The sequence below is a fragment of the Sphingobium sp. RSMS genome (assembly GCF_005406185.4).
Classification (GTDB): domain Bacteria; phylum Pseudomonadota; class Alphaproteobacteria; order Sphingomonadales; family Sphingomonadaceae; genus Sphingobium; species Sphingobium fuliginis.
Genome location: NZ_CM191257.1, coordinates 1,554,071 through 1,569,322 on the forward strand (window position 1 = coordinate 1,554,071; position 15,252 = coordinate 1,569,322).

General features: G+C 64.3%; 11 protein-coding genes. 7 read left to right on the forward strand and 4 right to left on the reverse strand.

Going from position 1 to position 15,252, the window contains the following annotated elements; all coding sequences use genetic code 11:
• Window positions 1–6: 6 nt before the first annotated feature.
• Together EGM87_RS07205 and EGM87_RS07210 are read right to left on the reverse strand one after the other, a co-directional pair.
• A complete protein-coding gene (locus EGM87_RS07205; protein ID WP_025548811.1) occupies window positions 7–1,350 on the reverse strand; it encodes a UDP-glucose dehydrogenase family protein in 1,344 nt (447 codons plus the stop codon).
• 318 nt (window positions 1,351–1,668) lie between these two features.
• Entirely contained in the window at window positions 1,669–4,722 is a 3,054-nt protein-coding gene (locus EGM87_RS07210) for a TonB-dependent receptor domain-containing protein (protein ID WP_044662426.1), read from the reverse strand.
• A 390-nt stretch (window positions 4,723–5,112) separates the two neighbouring features.
• On the opposite strand from EGM87_RS07210, the gene EGM87_RS07215 reads away from it, so the two are divergent.
• Window positions 5,113–6,498, forward strand: coding sequence for an MFS transporter (locus EGM87_RS07215; RefSeq protein WP_044663165.1), 1,386 nt, complete (start codon window positions 5,113–5,115; stop codon window positions 6,496–6,498).
• A gap of 10 nt (window positions 6,499–6,508) precedes the next feature.
• Window positions 6,509–7,984 (forward strand): aldehyde dehydrogenase family protein, encoded by a 1,476-nt coding sequence (locus EGM87_RS07220; protein WP_044663166.1) that lies wholly within the window; start codon window positions 6,509–6,511, stop codon window positions 7,982–7,984.
• 122 nt (window positions 7,985–8,106) lie between these two features.
• Here EGM87_RS07220 and EGM87_RS07225 read toward each other — a convergent pair whose 3' ends face one another.
• Both EGM87_RS07225 and EGM87_RS07230 read right to left on the reverse strand, forming a co-directional pair.
• Window positions 8,107–8,298, reverse strand: coding sequence for a ferredoxin (locus EGM87_RS07225; RefSeq protein WP_025548817.1), 192 nt, complete (start codon window positions 8,296–8,298; stop codon window positions 8,107–8,109).
• 13 nt (window positions 8,299–8,311) lie between these two features.
• Entirely contained in the window at window positions 8,312–9,538 is a 1,227-nt protein-coding gene (locus EGM87_RS07230; protein WP_044662427.1) for a cytochrome P450, read from the reverse strand.
• 267 nt (window positions 9,539–9,805) lie between these two features.
• Here EGM87_RS07230 and EGM87_RS07235 point away from each other — a divergent pair, with 267 nt between their 5' ends.
• Genes EGM87_RS07235 through EGM87_RS07255 form a run of 5 tightly spaced genes read left to right on the forward strand, consistent with a single transcriptional unit; the run spans window position 9,806 to window position 15,228 of the window.
• Window positions 9,806–10,987 carry an acyl-CoA dehydrogenase family protein gene (locus EGM87_RS07235; RefSeq protein WP_044662428.1) on the forward strand — a complete coding sequence of 394 codons (1,182 nt, stop codon included), beginning with the start codon at window positions 9,806–9,808 and terminating at the stop codon, window positions 10,985–10,987.
• Window positions 10,988–11,019: 32 nt separating this feature from the next.
• On the forward strand, window positions 11,020–12,165 hold the full coding sequence (locus EGM87_RS07240; RefSeq protein ID WP_044662429.1) for an acyl-CoA dehydrogenase family protein: 1,146 nt from the start codon (window positions 11,020–11,022) through the stop codon (window positions 12,163–12,165).
• A 10-nt stretch (window positions 12,166–12,175) separates the two neighbouring features.
• A complete protein-coding gene (locus EGM87_RS07245) occupies window positions 12,176–13,192 on the forward strand; it encodes an NADP-dependent oxidoreductase (RefSeq protein WP_044662430.1) in 1,017 nt (338 codons plus the stop codon).
• A 6-nt stretch (window positions 13,193–13,198) separates the two neighbouring features.
• Entirely contained in the window at window positions 13,199–14,407 is a 1,209-nt protein-coding gene (locus EGM87_RS07250) for a CoA transferase (protein ID WP_044662431.1), read from the forward strand.
• Window positions 14,404–15,228, forward strand: coding sequence for an HTD2 family dehydratase (locus EGM87_RS07255; RefSeq protein ID WP_044662432.1), 825 nt, complete (start codon window positions 14,404–14,406; stop codon window positions 15,226–15,228). The genes EGM87_RS07250 and EGM87_RS07255 overlap by 4 nt, the downstream gene beginning before the upstream one ends.
• Window positions 15,229–15,252: the final 24 nt, after the last annotated feature.

The following is a 15,252-nucleotide window of genomic DNA, read 5'->3' on the forward strand; positions in this document are numbered from 1 at the left end:
CGCGGCTTATTCCGCCGCCTGAACCAACTCTTCTATCTCGGGCGTGGCGCCGCGGCCGACGCTGACATAGGCGAAGCCGGCCGCCTCGGCATCGGCCGGACGATAGATGTTGCGCAGGTCGACCAGACCGTCGCCGCTCATGATGCCCTTGAGGCGCGGCAGATCGAGCGCCCGCAGCGCATCCCATTCCGTGACGATGACGACCGCCGCAGCCCCCTGCGCCGCGACATAGGGATTATCGCAGAATTCGACATTCGCCATCATCGTACGGGCGGCATCCATCCCCTCCGGATCATAGGCCCGCACCTGCGCGCCTCCGTCCTGCAGGGCCTGGATGATGGCGATCGACGGTGCATCGCGCATGTCGTCGGTATTGGGCTTGAAGGTCAAGCCCAGCACGGCGATGGTCTTGCCGCGCACCGACCCGTTGCAGACCGCGACCACCTTCCGCGCCATGGCCCGCTTGCGGCTTTCGTTGATCGCCACGGTCGTTTCGATCAGGCGGATCGGCGCGCCGGCGTCTTCGGCCGTCTTGACCAGCGCCAGCGTATCCTTCGGGAAGCAGGAGCCGCCATAGCCCGGCCCGGCATGAAGGAATTTCGAACCGATCCGGTTATCGAGACCGATGCCGCGCGCCACCTGCTGGACGTCCGCGCCGACATTCTCGCACAGTTCGGCAATTTCGTTGATATAGGTGATCTTCATCGCCAGGAAGGCGTTGGCGGCATATTTGATGAGTTCGCTTGTCCGGCGGCCGGTGAACTGGATCGGCGCCTGGTTGAGGTAGAGGGGGCGATAGACCTCCTCCATCACGGGGCGGGCGCGCTCATCCTCTATGCCGACGACGATGCGGTCAGGGCGCTTGAAATCCTGGATCGCCGCACCCTCGCGGAGGAATTCGGGGTTGGAGGCGACGGCGAACTGCGCATCGGGATTGGTTTCGCGGACAATGCGGTCGACCTCGTCCCCCGTACCGACCGGAACGGTGGACTTGGTGACGATGACGGTGAACCCGCTCAGGTTGGAAGCGATCTCCTGCGCGGCGGCATAGACATAGCTCAGGTCCGCATGCCCATCGCCTCGCCGCGCGGGGGTGCCGACGGCGATGAACACCACATCGGCCTGGCTAACCGATCCGGCAAGATCGGTGGTGAATGTCAGGCGACCCGCCTTCACATTGCGCGCGATCAGATCGGCAAGGCCCGGCTCGTAGATCGGAACGCCGCCGCCCTGCAACAACTCGATCTTGCGCGCGTCCTTGTCCACGCAGATGACATCATGGCCGAAATCCGCGAGACACGCGCCGGATACCAGGCCGACATAGCCCGAGCCGGTCATAACGATCCGCATCACTATTCTCCTTCTTCAAACGGCTTTCGACCGACGGCCAACCGATCATGAAAGGACGCAGGAATCCATTCCGGGAAACCCCGGATGCACGGACCCTCATCCCTCATCATGGGTTGGGCGCCAGGCGACCGAGCCCGATGCCCAATTGGCCGGAACCAGCCGGCGATTGACGCAGCGCAGCATACCGTCCTGCGCGGGCTGGATGCAACGCAGCCTGCCGCTCTTCGCACACATATGGGCGCGGATCAGGCGCTTAGCCCATGGAAAAGGGCGGGAGCATCGCTGCTCCCGCCCCTCGCCCTCGCCCTGAGGAACCGGTCAGAATTTGACGCGCACGCCGGCCGTGAAGGCGCGGCCGACAATATCGTACACCGCGATATTGGTCGGCGGGTTGACGCCCGGCACGGTGCCGGGAATCAGCGGCGGCTTCTTGTCGAACAGGTTGTTGACCGTCGCGAAGAATTCGAAATTGCCGCCATCGCCATGCGGAATGGTGTAGCGCATCGTCAGGTCGGTGTACCAGACCGGCTTCACCTTGGGATTGACGAACTGGATCGGCGTCGCGCCGCCCGGAATATCGAGCCGCATCTTGCCGATATATTGTTCGCCAATGGTGAGGCCGAAGGGGCCATTGGTATAGTCCACCGTCAGGTTGCCGCGCCAGCGCGGAAAACCCTGCGGGTTGCTGGTGACGACGCTGACGCCCGCATAATGGGCGATCGGCGCGCCCGCATATTGCTGGGCATCGAACTTGTCGAGATAGTTGAGGTAGAGCCGCAGGCCCAGCCCGCCATTGCCGACCGCCGTGCGATAGGTGAAGTCGAAATCGATGCCCGCCGTCTTCAGGAAGGCGATGTTCGCAGGGGTCAGACGAATCAGCGACGGGAAGCTGGTCGGGCTGGCGCGCTCGATCAGATTGCATTCCGCAACGCCCGATCCGCCGGCATTGAGGCAGTTGGTCAGGATCTGCTGCGCCGACAGGGAGTCGATCAGCTTGTCGACCTTGATGTTGTAATAGTCGATCGAGGCCGAGAAACCGCGCAGGAAGCTGGGCGAGAACACCGCGCCGAAGGTGTAGGTGTCCGCCACTTCCGGCTTCAGATTGGGATTGCCCGACGTCACCGTGTTGGCATTGACGTTCTGGCCGCTGCCATAGCTCCCGTCCGCACTCCTGACGTCATTGACGATGCCGATGCCGCTCTGCGCGCCGGCATAAAGTTCGAACAGATTGGGCGCGCGGATGTCATGCGAATAGGTGCCGCGCAGCAGCAGGTCGTCCACTGGCTTCCAGGTGCCGCCCACCTTCCAGGTCTTGACCGTGCCGGAGGTGGAGTAATCGGTCACACGGATCGCGCCGTTCACGCTCAATTCGCGGAAGAAGGGCGTGTCCTTCAGGATCGGCACCGCAAGTTCGGCATAGGCTTCCTTGACGTTCAGCTTGCCCGCCGCCGATCCGACATTGGTCAGCCAATAGAAGAGCGTGTTGATCGAGCCGGTGGGATAGGGAACCGTCGCCGATTCCGCCCGAGGGACGCCGCGCAAGCCGGCGAAATAGGCTTCCCGCTCCGCATCCGTGTCCAGCAGCGACGGATCGGCATTGCTGGTTAGGCGCAGGGACTGGCGCCGATATTCCACGCCCACCGCGATGTCGACCGGGCCTGCCGGCAGTTCGAACAGGCTGCCGCTGATATTGGCGGCGATCGCATCCTGCTTGAAGCGCGCCCGATAGCTGGAGGTGCCGGTCGCATAGGCGTAGCCCTCCGGCGTCGATTTCGACGGATCGCCATGCATCACGTCGATCGGCTTGCACCCGGCATATTGGCTGGCATAGGTCGGGTTCAGCAGCACGCGGCAGGTGACCTGCCCGGTCGAGGGATCGCGCACGGCGTCGAGCGCGGCATAGAGCTTCTGGTTGTCGTACAGCCCCACATTGTCCATCGAATGCTTCGAATCGCCGTGGCTGTAGGTCACCTGCCAGTTGAAGTCGTCGAACTTGCCCGCAAGGCCGGTCGTCGCCGTCCAATAATCGGTCTTTTCATAGGCGATCGGCTTGGGCTGGCCTGCATCCTGCTGACCGACGACATAATAATCGTTCGCGCCTGTCAGCGCGCCGTCGAGCGCAGTGGAGAGATAGGGATTGCCCTTGTAGATGCGCGCCGATTGCGTCGCCGGAATCAGCGAATTGCCCTGTGTGAAATAATGATATTTGCTGCGGGCGTAGAGCCCCTGGACGAAGAAATTGATGTCGTCCGTCAGGTCGTAGCTGACCCGGCCGAAACCGTTATAGTTGGTGAGCGGCGAGATCGCATTGGTGTCGTCGGGAATCTTGTAGCCGTCGCCGCCCTGCTGGAAGCCGGTGGTACCGACGACGGTCCCCAGGTTGAACGGGCGGGTGGAGCCGTCATTGTTGATGACCCGTCCGACGAACGGATTGCCGGCCACGCTGGACCCCACGATACGGCCGTTGGCGGCCAGGGCGGAGATGCGGATGTCCGGCGCAACCACATAGGGATTGGCAACCGTGCCCGGCGCCGCCGTGCAGGTGCGCGACTGGCCGTTGGCGGAAAGAGCGCAGGTGGATGTCACGCTGCCGACGAAATTATAGCCCTGCGTCGCGAAGTCGCGGTCCTGCCGCAACATGCCGTCGCTGTTGGAATATTCCGCGCTCAGCAGGACATGGCCGCGGCCGCCGGCGAAATCCGCGCCGAATGCGCCGCCCAGCCGCTGGTTGCCGTTATTGCCGCGCTGGTCCACGCCTGCCTGGGCCACGCCCTTGAAGCCCGTGAACTTCTTGTCGAGGATGAAGTTGACGACACCCGCGACCGCATCGGAACCCCATTGGGCCGAAGCGCCCCCCGTCACCACGTCGACACGCTGCATCAGCAGTTGCGGCAGGACGTTGGTATCGATGGTGCCGACATATTCGGTGGGCGAAACCCGCATCCCGTCGAACAGGATCAGCGTACGCAACGGCCCCTTCGGATTGTTGCTGGGCGTGCCGAGGCCGCGCAGGTTCAGAACATTGCCGTGGATCGGCAGGTTGGAGAAATTATTCGCCGACTTGGATGGGCTCAGCGAATTGTTGAACTGGGGCAGCTTGTTGAGCGCGTCGGCCACGCCCGAGGGCGTCGTCTTGGCCAGTTCCTCCGTCGATGCGACCGTCACCGGAGTCGGCGCGGTATAACCGTCGCGCACGATGCGCGACCCCGTCACGACGATGTCGGCATTGCTCGCCGGCGCCGCGGCCTGGGGCACGGCATCTTCCTGCGCGGGCGCCGCCGCGGCCATTTCCTGCGCCCAGGCGGGCACTGCCATTGCGATGATGCTGGCGCCGACGGCCAGCGACGATATGAACAGCCTGTCCTTCGTCATCTTTCCTTTTCCTCTCCCTGCACGATCTTTGTCCGGCAACGTCACCGGGCGCGATCATTATTATCCCCGTGTGCACTTTTATAGTTATCCCAGCCAACGCCGATGTCAATAAATTTTGCACCAGTGGGAAAAGTTAATTGCAGATATTCCACACTCCCTTCACCGGAATCCCCCGGCATAATTTCCCCGCGCCGCCCCGGCGGTCCGCTGTTTCCGCGCACATGCCACGAACATATATTGACCCACTGTGCAGAAATGTGCGTTATAATGGCTGGAGCGGCAGTGCGCCGGCAGACCGTGCCGGGCGCTACAGGGCCGAGAGATAGGGAGAGTGGCCTTGCCGCATGATCGTCAGTCAGACAGCGCCATTTGCGACGGGGCAGCGCAACCATGACGCAGATTTCCGCGACGATGGCGTCATCGTCAGGATCAGGCGGCGCGCACGGAGATGTCGAAGCCAACATCGCCTCACCTCTCCCCGAACAGGCCGCCTATCCTTCGCCCCTGATGGGCTGGCTGACCGTGGCGATCCTGTTCCTGCTGTACATATTATCACTGACCGACCGAAACATCATGGCCCTCATGGTCGGGCCGATCAAAAAGGACCTGGGCCTGTCGGACCTCCAGATCAGCCTGTTGCAAGGACCGGCCTTCGCCATTCTCTTCTGTCTGTGCGCGATTCCGCTGGGCATGGCGCTGGACCGCTTCAGCCGCCGAGTCGTCCTTTATCTGTCGGTGACGGTGTGGAGTATCGCGGCGGCGAGTTGCGGCCTTGCCGGCAGCTTCGCGGCGCTCGCCATGGCACGGGCAGGCGTCGGCGCGGGCGAGTCGGGCTTCGGCACCGGCAGCTATTCGGTGGTCGGGGACAGCTTCCCGCCGCACAAGGTTTCGCTCGCCATGTCCGTCTTCATCATGGGCGGGGTGATGGGCGCGGGCATCGTGTTCCTGTTCGGCGGCCCGATCGTCGCCGCCGCGATGAAGGCCGGCCCCGCCGATTGGCCGGTCTTCGGGTTGCTGCAACCCTGGCAACAGGTGTTCATCATGACCGGCGCGCCCGGCATAGCGCTCGCCTTCCTGGTCTTCGCCTTTCGCGAACCGCCCCGGCGCAGGGCGATCAGCGCGGGCGCGGGCTATGGCGAGGCATGGGCCTTCATGCGCGAATATATGCCGCTCTATCTGGCGACCTTTGTCGGCTTCGGCCTGGCCTATGCCGCCACCATCGGTTTCCAGCTGTGGACGCCGGTCTATCTTGCGCGGGTTCATGGCTGGGAACCGGGACGGATCGGGCCGGTCATCGGCCTCGCCCAGATCGGGGCGGCGGCGATGATCCCGCTGCATGGCTGGACAGTCGACCGGCTCTATCGCCGGGGGAAGCGCGACGCCCATCTGTTCTGGTGCCTGCTGACGGTGCTGGCCTCGGCGCCCTTCGGCATCGCCGCCTTTCTGGTCAGCAGCCCCTGGACGACCGTCGCCTGCTACTGGTGCTTCATGGCGCTGATCCTCTCCACCTCCAGCATGGGGCCTGCCACGGTGCAGGTGGTGACGCCGCAATATCTGCGCGGGCGCGTGTCGGCGCTCTATGTGCTGGCGTCCGGCCTGATCGCCATGGCGGGCGGGCCTGCCTTCATCGGCCTTGTCACCGACAAGCTGCTGGGCGACGAGATGAAGGTCGGCCTGTCGCTCGTCATCAGCGTGTTCTGCGTGCTGCTGCCCGCCGCGCTTCTTTTCGCCTTCGGTCGCGCCTCGATGCGGCGCGCCCATGAAGCCATTGCTTGAGGATGATCCGATGATAGAGACACGCCGCCCCACCTTCATCGACGGCAAGCCCAAAAAGCTGCTGATCGACGGCAGGCCTGTCGACGCCCTGTCCGGCGAGACGTTCCAGAGTTTCAGCCCATCGACCGGCGAACTGGTGGCCGAACTGGCGCTGGCGGGCGCGGAAGATGTGGACCGCGCCGTCCGCGCCGCCCGCGCCGCCTTTGAAGGGCCATGGAGCCGTTTCAAACCGGCCGAGCGGCAGGCTGTGCTGTTGAAGCTGGCCGATCTGGTGGATGCGGAGTTCGACGATCTCGCTTTGCTCGACTGCATCGAAATGGGCCGCCCGATCACGGCTGCTCGTGGATTGCGGGGCATGCTGCAACGTTCGCTGCGTCATTTTGCGGGGGCCGCAACGGCGATCCATGGGGAGACGTTGTCCAACAGCTTCCCGGTGGACCTGCTGTCCTACACGCTGCGCGAGCCGGTGGGCGTGGTGGGTGCGATCATCCCATGGAACGGCCCGCTGTTCAGCGCGGCGTGGAAGGTCGGGCCTGTACTCGCGACCGGCTGCGCCATCGTCCTGAAACCCGCAGAAGATGCATCGCTCAGCCCGCTCCGCTTCGGGGAACTGTGCCTGGAGGCGGGTGTGCCGCCGGGCGTCGTCAATGTCGTGACCGGCGCGGGCGAAACCGGAGGCGCCCTGTCCGCGCATCCCGATGTGGACAAGATCGCCTTCACCGGCTCCTGCGAGACCGGCCAGAGGATCATCGCCGCTTCCGCCGGGACCGTGAAAAAGGTGACGATGGAACTGGGCGGCAAGTCGCCCAACATCATCTTCGCCGATGCCGATCTCGACATGGCTACGCCAGCAGCGGCGATGGGGGTATTCAACAATTCGGGTCAGGTCTGTGCGGCCGGCACGCGACTGTTCGTGGAACGTCCTGTCTATGAGGACATGGTCCAGCGCATCGCCGCCTTCGCGAAGGCTCTGAAGATCGGCCCCAGCCTCGACACCGACACCCAGATCGGTCCGCTGGTGTCGGCCAGGCAATATGCCCGCGTCTCCTCCTATCTCGAACTGGGGCCGATGGAAGGCGCGCGGCTCGTGACGGGCGGCGAGCGCGTGACGGGCGGCGCCTTCGACAAGGGCCATTGGGTCGCGCCCACCATCTTTGCCGATGTGAAGGATGAGATGCGGATCGCGCGGGAGGAGATTTTCGGCCCTGTCTCCTGCATCATGCCGTTCGACGATTTCGACGAGGTGATCGCTCGCGCCAATGCGACGCGCTTCGGCCTGGCGGGCGGCGTGTGGACGAAGGACATCGGCAAGGCCATGACGGCGGTGAAGCGCATCCGGGCGGGGTCGATCTGGGTCAACCATTATTTCGCGATGGACCCGTCCGTCCCCTTTGGCGGCTACAAGATGAGCGGTTTCGGACGGGAGGGCGGCGCCGAACATATCGACGCCTATTTGCAGACCAAGGGCGTGTGGATCAGGACATAAGCTGGAGCCCCTTCCCGCTCCCGCGAAGGCATTGGAGCGAGATGGGGGGCTCGCGGCAGCCCAGTCCTGTCGCCGGAACCGCCCCCTGCCTCAGCAGGAGCGCCCCCTTCCCTGCCTCCGGTTCACTTGCCGATTTCCAGCGCCCTTTCCGGGCAGGATTTCGCACCCTTCCAGGCAAGCTTCTCATCCGCCTCCGCCACGTCGATGTCGCCGGGCTTGATATAGCCCTCATCGTCCAGCTCGAAGATATTCGGCGCCATGGCCCAGCAACGCGCATGGCCCTGGCATTTGTCATTGTGCACGATGATTTTCATGGAAAGTCCCTCCTCAGGACCAGTCGAGGACCAGATTTTCGATGCCGAACACATGCCCGCCGAAAGTGACCGGCGCCGTGCCTTGCTTGATGCGGAAGGGCGGAATGCGCTTCAGCCATTCCTCCAGCCCGACCACGATCTCCCGCCGGGCGAGATGCGATCCCAGGCAGCGGTGCGGGCCATAGGCGAAGGCGGTGTGGCGATTATCCTCCCGCGCAAGGTCGATCCTTTCGGGATGCGGGAATTCCAGCGGGTCGCGATTGGCGATCATCGTCGCGCAGGACACATAGTCGCCCCGGCGGATCGGCGCGCCTTCGAAATCGATGTCCCGGGTCGCCACGCGGATCATCTGCACGGTGGGATAGGCGCGCAGCAGTTCCTCCGCCGCCAGCACGATCCGTGACGGATCGCTGCGCAGCAATTGCTGGTCGTCCATATGCCGCGCCAGATAGTTGAGGTCGAAGCCTATGGCGGCCGCCACCGTATCCAGCCCTGCGATGAACAGCAGCACGCCGGTACCGCGAATTTCCATGTCGGTCAGCGGCCGGTCATCGATCTTCGACTGCACCAGGAAGGACATGAAGTCATCGACCGGCCGCCTGCGCCGTTCGGCGGACAATTCGTCGATGAAGCCGATGATGGTCCGCGCGGCGGCGGGACGCTGGACATTGTCGCCATGCAGCAGTGCGTTCGCCCAGCGGACGAATTCATCCAGCCGATCGTCGGACAGCCCAAGGAAGCGCAGGAAGATGTTCACCGCGAAGGGAAAGGCGAAATCCTCCATGACATGGCAACTGGTGCCCGCCGCCGCGATCCTGTCGATCAGGAAGATCGCCCGTTCCCGCACGGCGCTTTCAAGTGCCATCACCCGCTTGGGCGAGAGCAGCGGGTTGAGCAGCGAGCGGAACTTGCCATGGTCCGGGGGGTCCAGTTCCAGCGGGATCATCGGCCAGCTTTCCCCCAGGGCGGAGGCGAAGATGCTGCGATGGCTGGAGAAGGTTTCCGGGTCCTGCAACACCTTCCGCTGATCCTGCGCGCGGGTGATGACCCATGTGCCGCGCCCGTCGCGGGTGTTGACCGGCGAATAGAAGATGCGCGGACCCTGATGCACGACGGCGGCGGCCGCCTGCGGATCGCCATTGGGCGTCGGCTGCATGCCGGGCGAGGAAAACAGGCTGAAATCGCCGACCATATCGGGCGGAACATGCGCCGGAATGGGTCGGGCCGCGAAGGTCTCCATATGCGCGCTCTCCTATGTACGAGCCGCCCGCCGCCGAATCGCAAGGCTGCGGCTGATCTTATCAATTTTGCATTTGAGTATAGTTTATGACCTGTGGCAAAGCTGTCAACCATCACGGTCATGATCAATGAAGATGCGACTAATTTTACCCACCTGTGCAATTTATACCTAGCCAGCGGTGCAGAATTGGCATAAGGATTCGGTCATGGAGGCGGGATGCTCCATCGGAAGGCCGCGTGGCTTTTGCGGGAAACAGGGACAGGGTGCATGGCCGAGTGGGATGGAATGGAAGCGCAGTCGTTCCGGCAGGAAGCGCGCGCATGGCTGCGGGCGAATTTCCCGCCTTCGCTGACCAATGCTCCATCCATTCACTTCGTCAGCGACCGGCATGCGGCGGAATCCAATGCCGACTGGCGCCTGTGGCGCGAACGCATGGCGGAAAAGCGGTGGGGCGTGCCCACCTGGGAACCGCGCTATGGAGGCGCCGGCCTTAGCGAGGCGCAGGCCAAGATCATCGGGCAGGAACTGGCTGCGATCGGCGGTTTCAATCCGATCCGCAGCTACGGCACGATGATGCTGGGCCCGACGCTGCTGGAATATGGCAGCGAGGAACAGAAGCTGGAGCATCTGCCCTTCATCGCCACCAATGAACGGCGCTGGTGCCAGGGATTTTCGGAACCGGGCGCAGGGTCCGACCTTGCTTCGCTCCAGACCAAATGCATCGACATGGGCGATCATTGGCTGGTCAACGGGCAGAAGATCTGGACATCGGGCGCCGACCAGGCCGACTGGTGCTTCGCCCTCGTCCGCACCGACACCAGCCGAAAGCAGGGCGGCATCAGCTTCCTGCTGATCGACATGAAATCCGAGGGGATCGAAACCCGCCCTATCGTCCTCATCAGCGGATCGACCCATTTCTGCGAAGTCTTCTTCAACGATGTGAAAGTGCCCAAGGGCAATCTGGTTGGCGAAGTCAATCAGGGCTGGGCTATCGCCAAGCGCCTGCTCCAGTTCGAACGCAACAGCCTGTCGGATGTGAAGGCGGAGATTACGCCGCTGGCGCCGCTAGCTCATGAATATTGCGGCACGGACAGCATGGGACGGATCGACAATCCCGACCTCAGGGTGCGCATGGTCCGCAACGCCATGCGGCACGAAGCCTATCTGGCGACGGTTGCGCGCCTGACGCGGGAGGCGAAAAGCGGCGGTCCCAGCAATGGGGTCTCGGCTCTAAAGAATCTCTGGTCCGGTATCATCCAGGAAAGGGCGGAACTTCTGGTCGAACTGATGGGCGCGAACGGACTCGGCTGGTCGGGCGAACATTATACCGACGCGGAACGGGAAGCGACGCGCGCCTGGCTGCATAGCAAGGCCTTCTCGATCTACGGCGGCAGTTATGAAGTCCAGAACAACATCACGGCGAAGCGCACGCTGGATCTGCCGGCCTGACAAAAGAGACGAATAAGGATGGGATCGGGAGGATGCTGAACGAAGAACAGCAGATGCTGAGGGACATGGCGGCGGAATGGGTGCGTGATCGCCTGCCCGTGACGGCGCTGCGGTCGCTCTATGGCCATGATGGTGGCGGCCGGCCGGATGCGGAGGGTTTCGATCCGGCGGCCTGGACGGAAATGGCCCAGATGGGCTGGACGGGCATTTTGGTGCCGGAGGCGCAGGGCGGCTCCGATTTCGGCTGTCGCAGCATGGGACTGGTGCTGGAAGAACTGGGTCGGACATTAGGCGCTTCGCCGCTGCTGAGTTCGGCGCTGGTGGCGGCATCGGCGCTGCGGCTGGGCGGGACGGAGGCGCAACAGGCGCGCTGGCTGCCGGGCATTGCCGACGGATCGGCCATAGGCACGCTCGCGGCGGAGGAAGGGTCGCAGCATGAGCGCGAGAAGATCGCGCTCGCCGCCATGGCGGTGGGCGACGGGTGGGTGCTGAACGGCATCAAGCGGCCCGTGCAGGATGGCATGGCGGCGACCTTCGCCATCGTCGCGGCGCGCACCCATGGCCTCCCTGGCGACAGGGACGGGATCACCCTGTTCCTGGTGGAAAGCGATACGCCCGGCCTCTCGCGGGAAGCGCTGGACCAGATCGACGCGCGGCGGCCCGCTCTCTTCAGCTTCGACAATGTGACGGTGAGCGCTGACGCCGTATTGGGCGAAGTGGGCAAGGGTATCGACCTGCTCGACAGTTTGTTCGACCGGGCGGCCATCGGCCTAGCGGCGGAAATGCTGGGCAATGCGTCCCAGGCCTTCGACACCACGCTCGATTATCTCAAGACGCGGGTGCAGTTCGGCGCAGTCATCGGCTCCTTCCAGGCCTTGCAGCATCGCGCGGCGGAGATGTTCGGGGAACTGCAGCTCGCCCGATCGGCTGTGGAGGCGGCGCTGGACGCCATGGACGCGAACGATCCCGCCCTCCCCGCCCTCGCCTCCCTGGCCAAGGCGACCGTTGGGGAAACGCTGCACGGTATTTCATCCCAGATGGTCCAGCTTCACGGCGGCATCGGCATGACCCATGAGCATGATGCGGGACTTTATCTGAAGCGGGCGCGGGTGGCGGCGCAATGCTATGGCTCGACCGCCTGGCATCGCGAGCGCTGGGCGCGGCTCAACGGCTATTGAGGCGACCGGCATGCAATCGCGTGAAATCCACCTGAAGCGCCGCCCGATCGGCACGCCGGTCGCGGAAGACTTCGCCATGGTCACGGTCGACGCACCGCCGCCCGGTCCGGGCGAAGTGCAGGTCCGCAACCTGTGGATGGCGGTCGATCCCGCCATGCGCGGGCGGATGAGCGACGCCAAGAGCTATGTCCCGCCCTTCGCGCTCGATGCGCCGATGGAGGGGCCGGCGATCGGAGAGGTCATCGCTTCCAATGATCCGGTCTTCGCGCCGGGCGATCTCGTCTTCTCCCGCCTTGGATGGCGGGAGGTTTTCAACGCCCCTGCCAGTGCGCTTCAGCAGCGGGACAGGAGCGCCCTCCCCACCCAGGCCTGGCTCTGTTTCGCCGGGATGCCGGGCCTGACGGCCTATGCCGGGCTGATGCGGATCGCACGGCTGCAACCTGACGAGGTCGTATTCGTCTCGGCAGCGTCCGGTGCGGTCGGCTCGATAGCCTGCCAGATCGCCCGCAACACCGGATGCAAGGTAATCGGATCGGCGGGCGGCCCGGAAAAGACCGCCTTCCTGCGCGATGTGCTGAAGGTCGACGCCGCCATCGATTACAAGGCGGAGCCGAACCTCACCAAAGCGCTCGCCCGTGAGGTCAAGGCGATCGGCGCGACGGGCATCGACGTTTATTTCGAAAATGTCGGCGGCGATCATTTGCAGGCCGCGCTGTCGCTGGCTCATAATTTCGCCCGTTTCGCGGTGTGCGGGATGATCTCCCAATATAACGTCACCGATGCGCCGACCGTACCGCGCAACCTGACCATGATCATGACCAAGCGCATCCGCATGGAAGGCTTCATCGCACTCGACCATATGGACCTTGAGAGCGAGATGGTGGAGCGGATGACGGCCTGGAACGCCGCGGGGCAAATGGCTTCGGCGGAAACGGTCTATGAAGGGATCGACAAGGCGCTGGATGCCTTTTGGGGTCTGTTCACCGGCGCGAATATCGGTCGGACCCTTGTCGGATTCCTGGGGTGAAACTGCATGTATGATTTGCTGAAAGGCCTGCGCGTCGTCGAAGGCGCCGCCTTCATAGCTGGGCCATCCTGTGGCCTGCACCTCGCTCAGATGGGCGCGGAAGTGATCCGCTTCGACGCCATTGGCGGCGGTCCGGACTACCGCCGCTGGCCGGTCGCGGCCAGTGGGGACAGCCTCTATTGGGAGGGGCTGAACAAGGGCAAGAAATCCATCGCCATCGACCTTGGCCGTCCCGAAGGCCGCGAACTGGCCGTGGCGCTGGCGACGGCGCCGGGCGACAATGCCGGGCTGTTCCTCACCAACTATCCGGTGAAGGGTTTCCTCAGCCACGAAGCGCTGGCGGCGAGGCGCGCCGACATCATCACCGTCCGGGTGATGGGCTGGGCTGACGGATCGCCAGCGGTCGACTATACGATCAACGCGGCGGTCGGCGTGCCGCAGATGACGGGGCCGGCCGATGACGAACGGCCCGTCAACCATGTGCTGCCGGCGTGGGATTTGCTGGGCGGAGCCTATGCCGCCTTCGCGCTGACGTCGGCCCTCCTCCGCCGCAGGACCAGCGGCCAGGGCGCGGAAATCCGCGTTCCCCTGTCCGATCTGGCGGCGTCCAGCCTGTCGCATCTGGGTTCGGTGGCGGAAGTGCTGTCCGCCGGAGACCGCCCCCGCATGGGCAATGACCTGTTCGGCGCCTTCGGACGCGATTTCATCACGGCTGACGGCAAGCGGCTGATCGTCGTCGCCATCACGCCGCGCCAGTGGAGCGGCCTGCTCAAGACGCTGGACCTCAGCGATGCGGTGGCCGCCATCGAAACGGAACTTGGGACCAGCTTCGCCAGGGATGAAGGCGCCCGCTTCACCCACCGCGCCCGCCTCTTCCCGCTGTTCGAGGTTGCCTTCGCAGGCCGCACGGCCGAAGCGCTGAAACCCGCCTTCGACGCGGGCGGCGTCACCTGGGGCGAATATCAGACGCTGCATCGGGCGGTGACGACCGACGCGCGCCTGTTCACCGCCAATCCGCTGTTCGAAACACTGACCCATCCGAGCGGCCTCAGCTATCCGACATCCGGTCCGGCCGGCACGCTGGCGAACGAAGCGCGCGGTCCCGTCGCCATCGCGCCGAAACTGGGGCAACATACCGACGAAGTGCTCGCCACCGTACTGGGCCTGGACAGCGGCGCGATCGGACGGCTGCATGATGAAGGGCTGGTGGCATGACCGTGACCGAAGCCGACATCGCCCATTGGCGCAGCTGGATCGGCAAGACAGAAAGCCGCACTGAAATTCTGGATAGTCAGGCGCTCACCCGCTTTGCAGCCGCCATAGGCGAACCGCTGAACGTCGGGGAAATCCAGCCGTCCCTCGCCCATTGGGCCTTCTTCCTGCCCGTCGCCGCAGCGGACCGGATCGGTCCCGACGGCCACCCCAGACGCGGAGGCTTCCTGCCCCCGGTCAGCCTGCCCCGCCGCATGTTCGCGGCATCGGACATGGCATTCGGTCCCTCTCTGCTGCTCGACAGGGAGGCGACCCGCATCTCCACCGTGCGCGATGTCGCGCATAAATCGGGACGCAGCGGCGAGCTGATCCTGCTGACCGTGGACCATCGCATCGTCCAGGGGGGCGATGAATGCGTGCGCGAGACCCAGACCATCGTCTATCGCGATGCAGGCGGCGCGACTCCCGCCATCGTTCCGGCCCCATTCCCCTCGGAGGAGAAGGACGCTGTCTGGACGCCGTCCACGGTCGATCTGTTCCGCTTTTCCGCCGTGACCTTCAACAGCCATCGCATCCATTACGACCTGCCCTATGCTTGCGCGGACGAAGGTTATCCGGGGCTGGTGATCCACGGTCCCTTCACCGCCGCCAAGCTGTTCGGCCAAGCCCGCAACGGAGGGCGCATGCCCAGCCGCTTCTCCTTCCGCGCCGTCGCCCCGGTCTTTTGCGGCCAGAGCGTGCTGCTGCGCGAGGATGAGGGCGGTCGCTTCCGCGCCATTCGCTGCGACGGCATGGACGCCATGGTGGCGGACGTCGCTTATTGAAGTTCTGAGAGAGGAGTTTTTCGA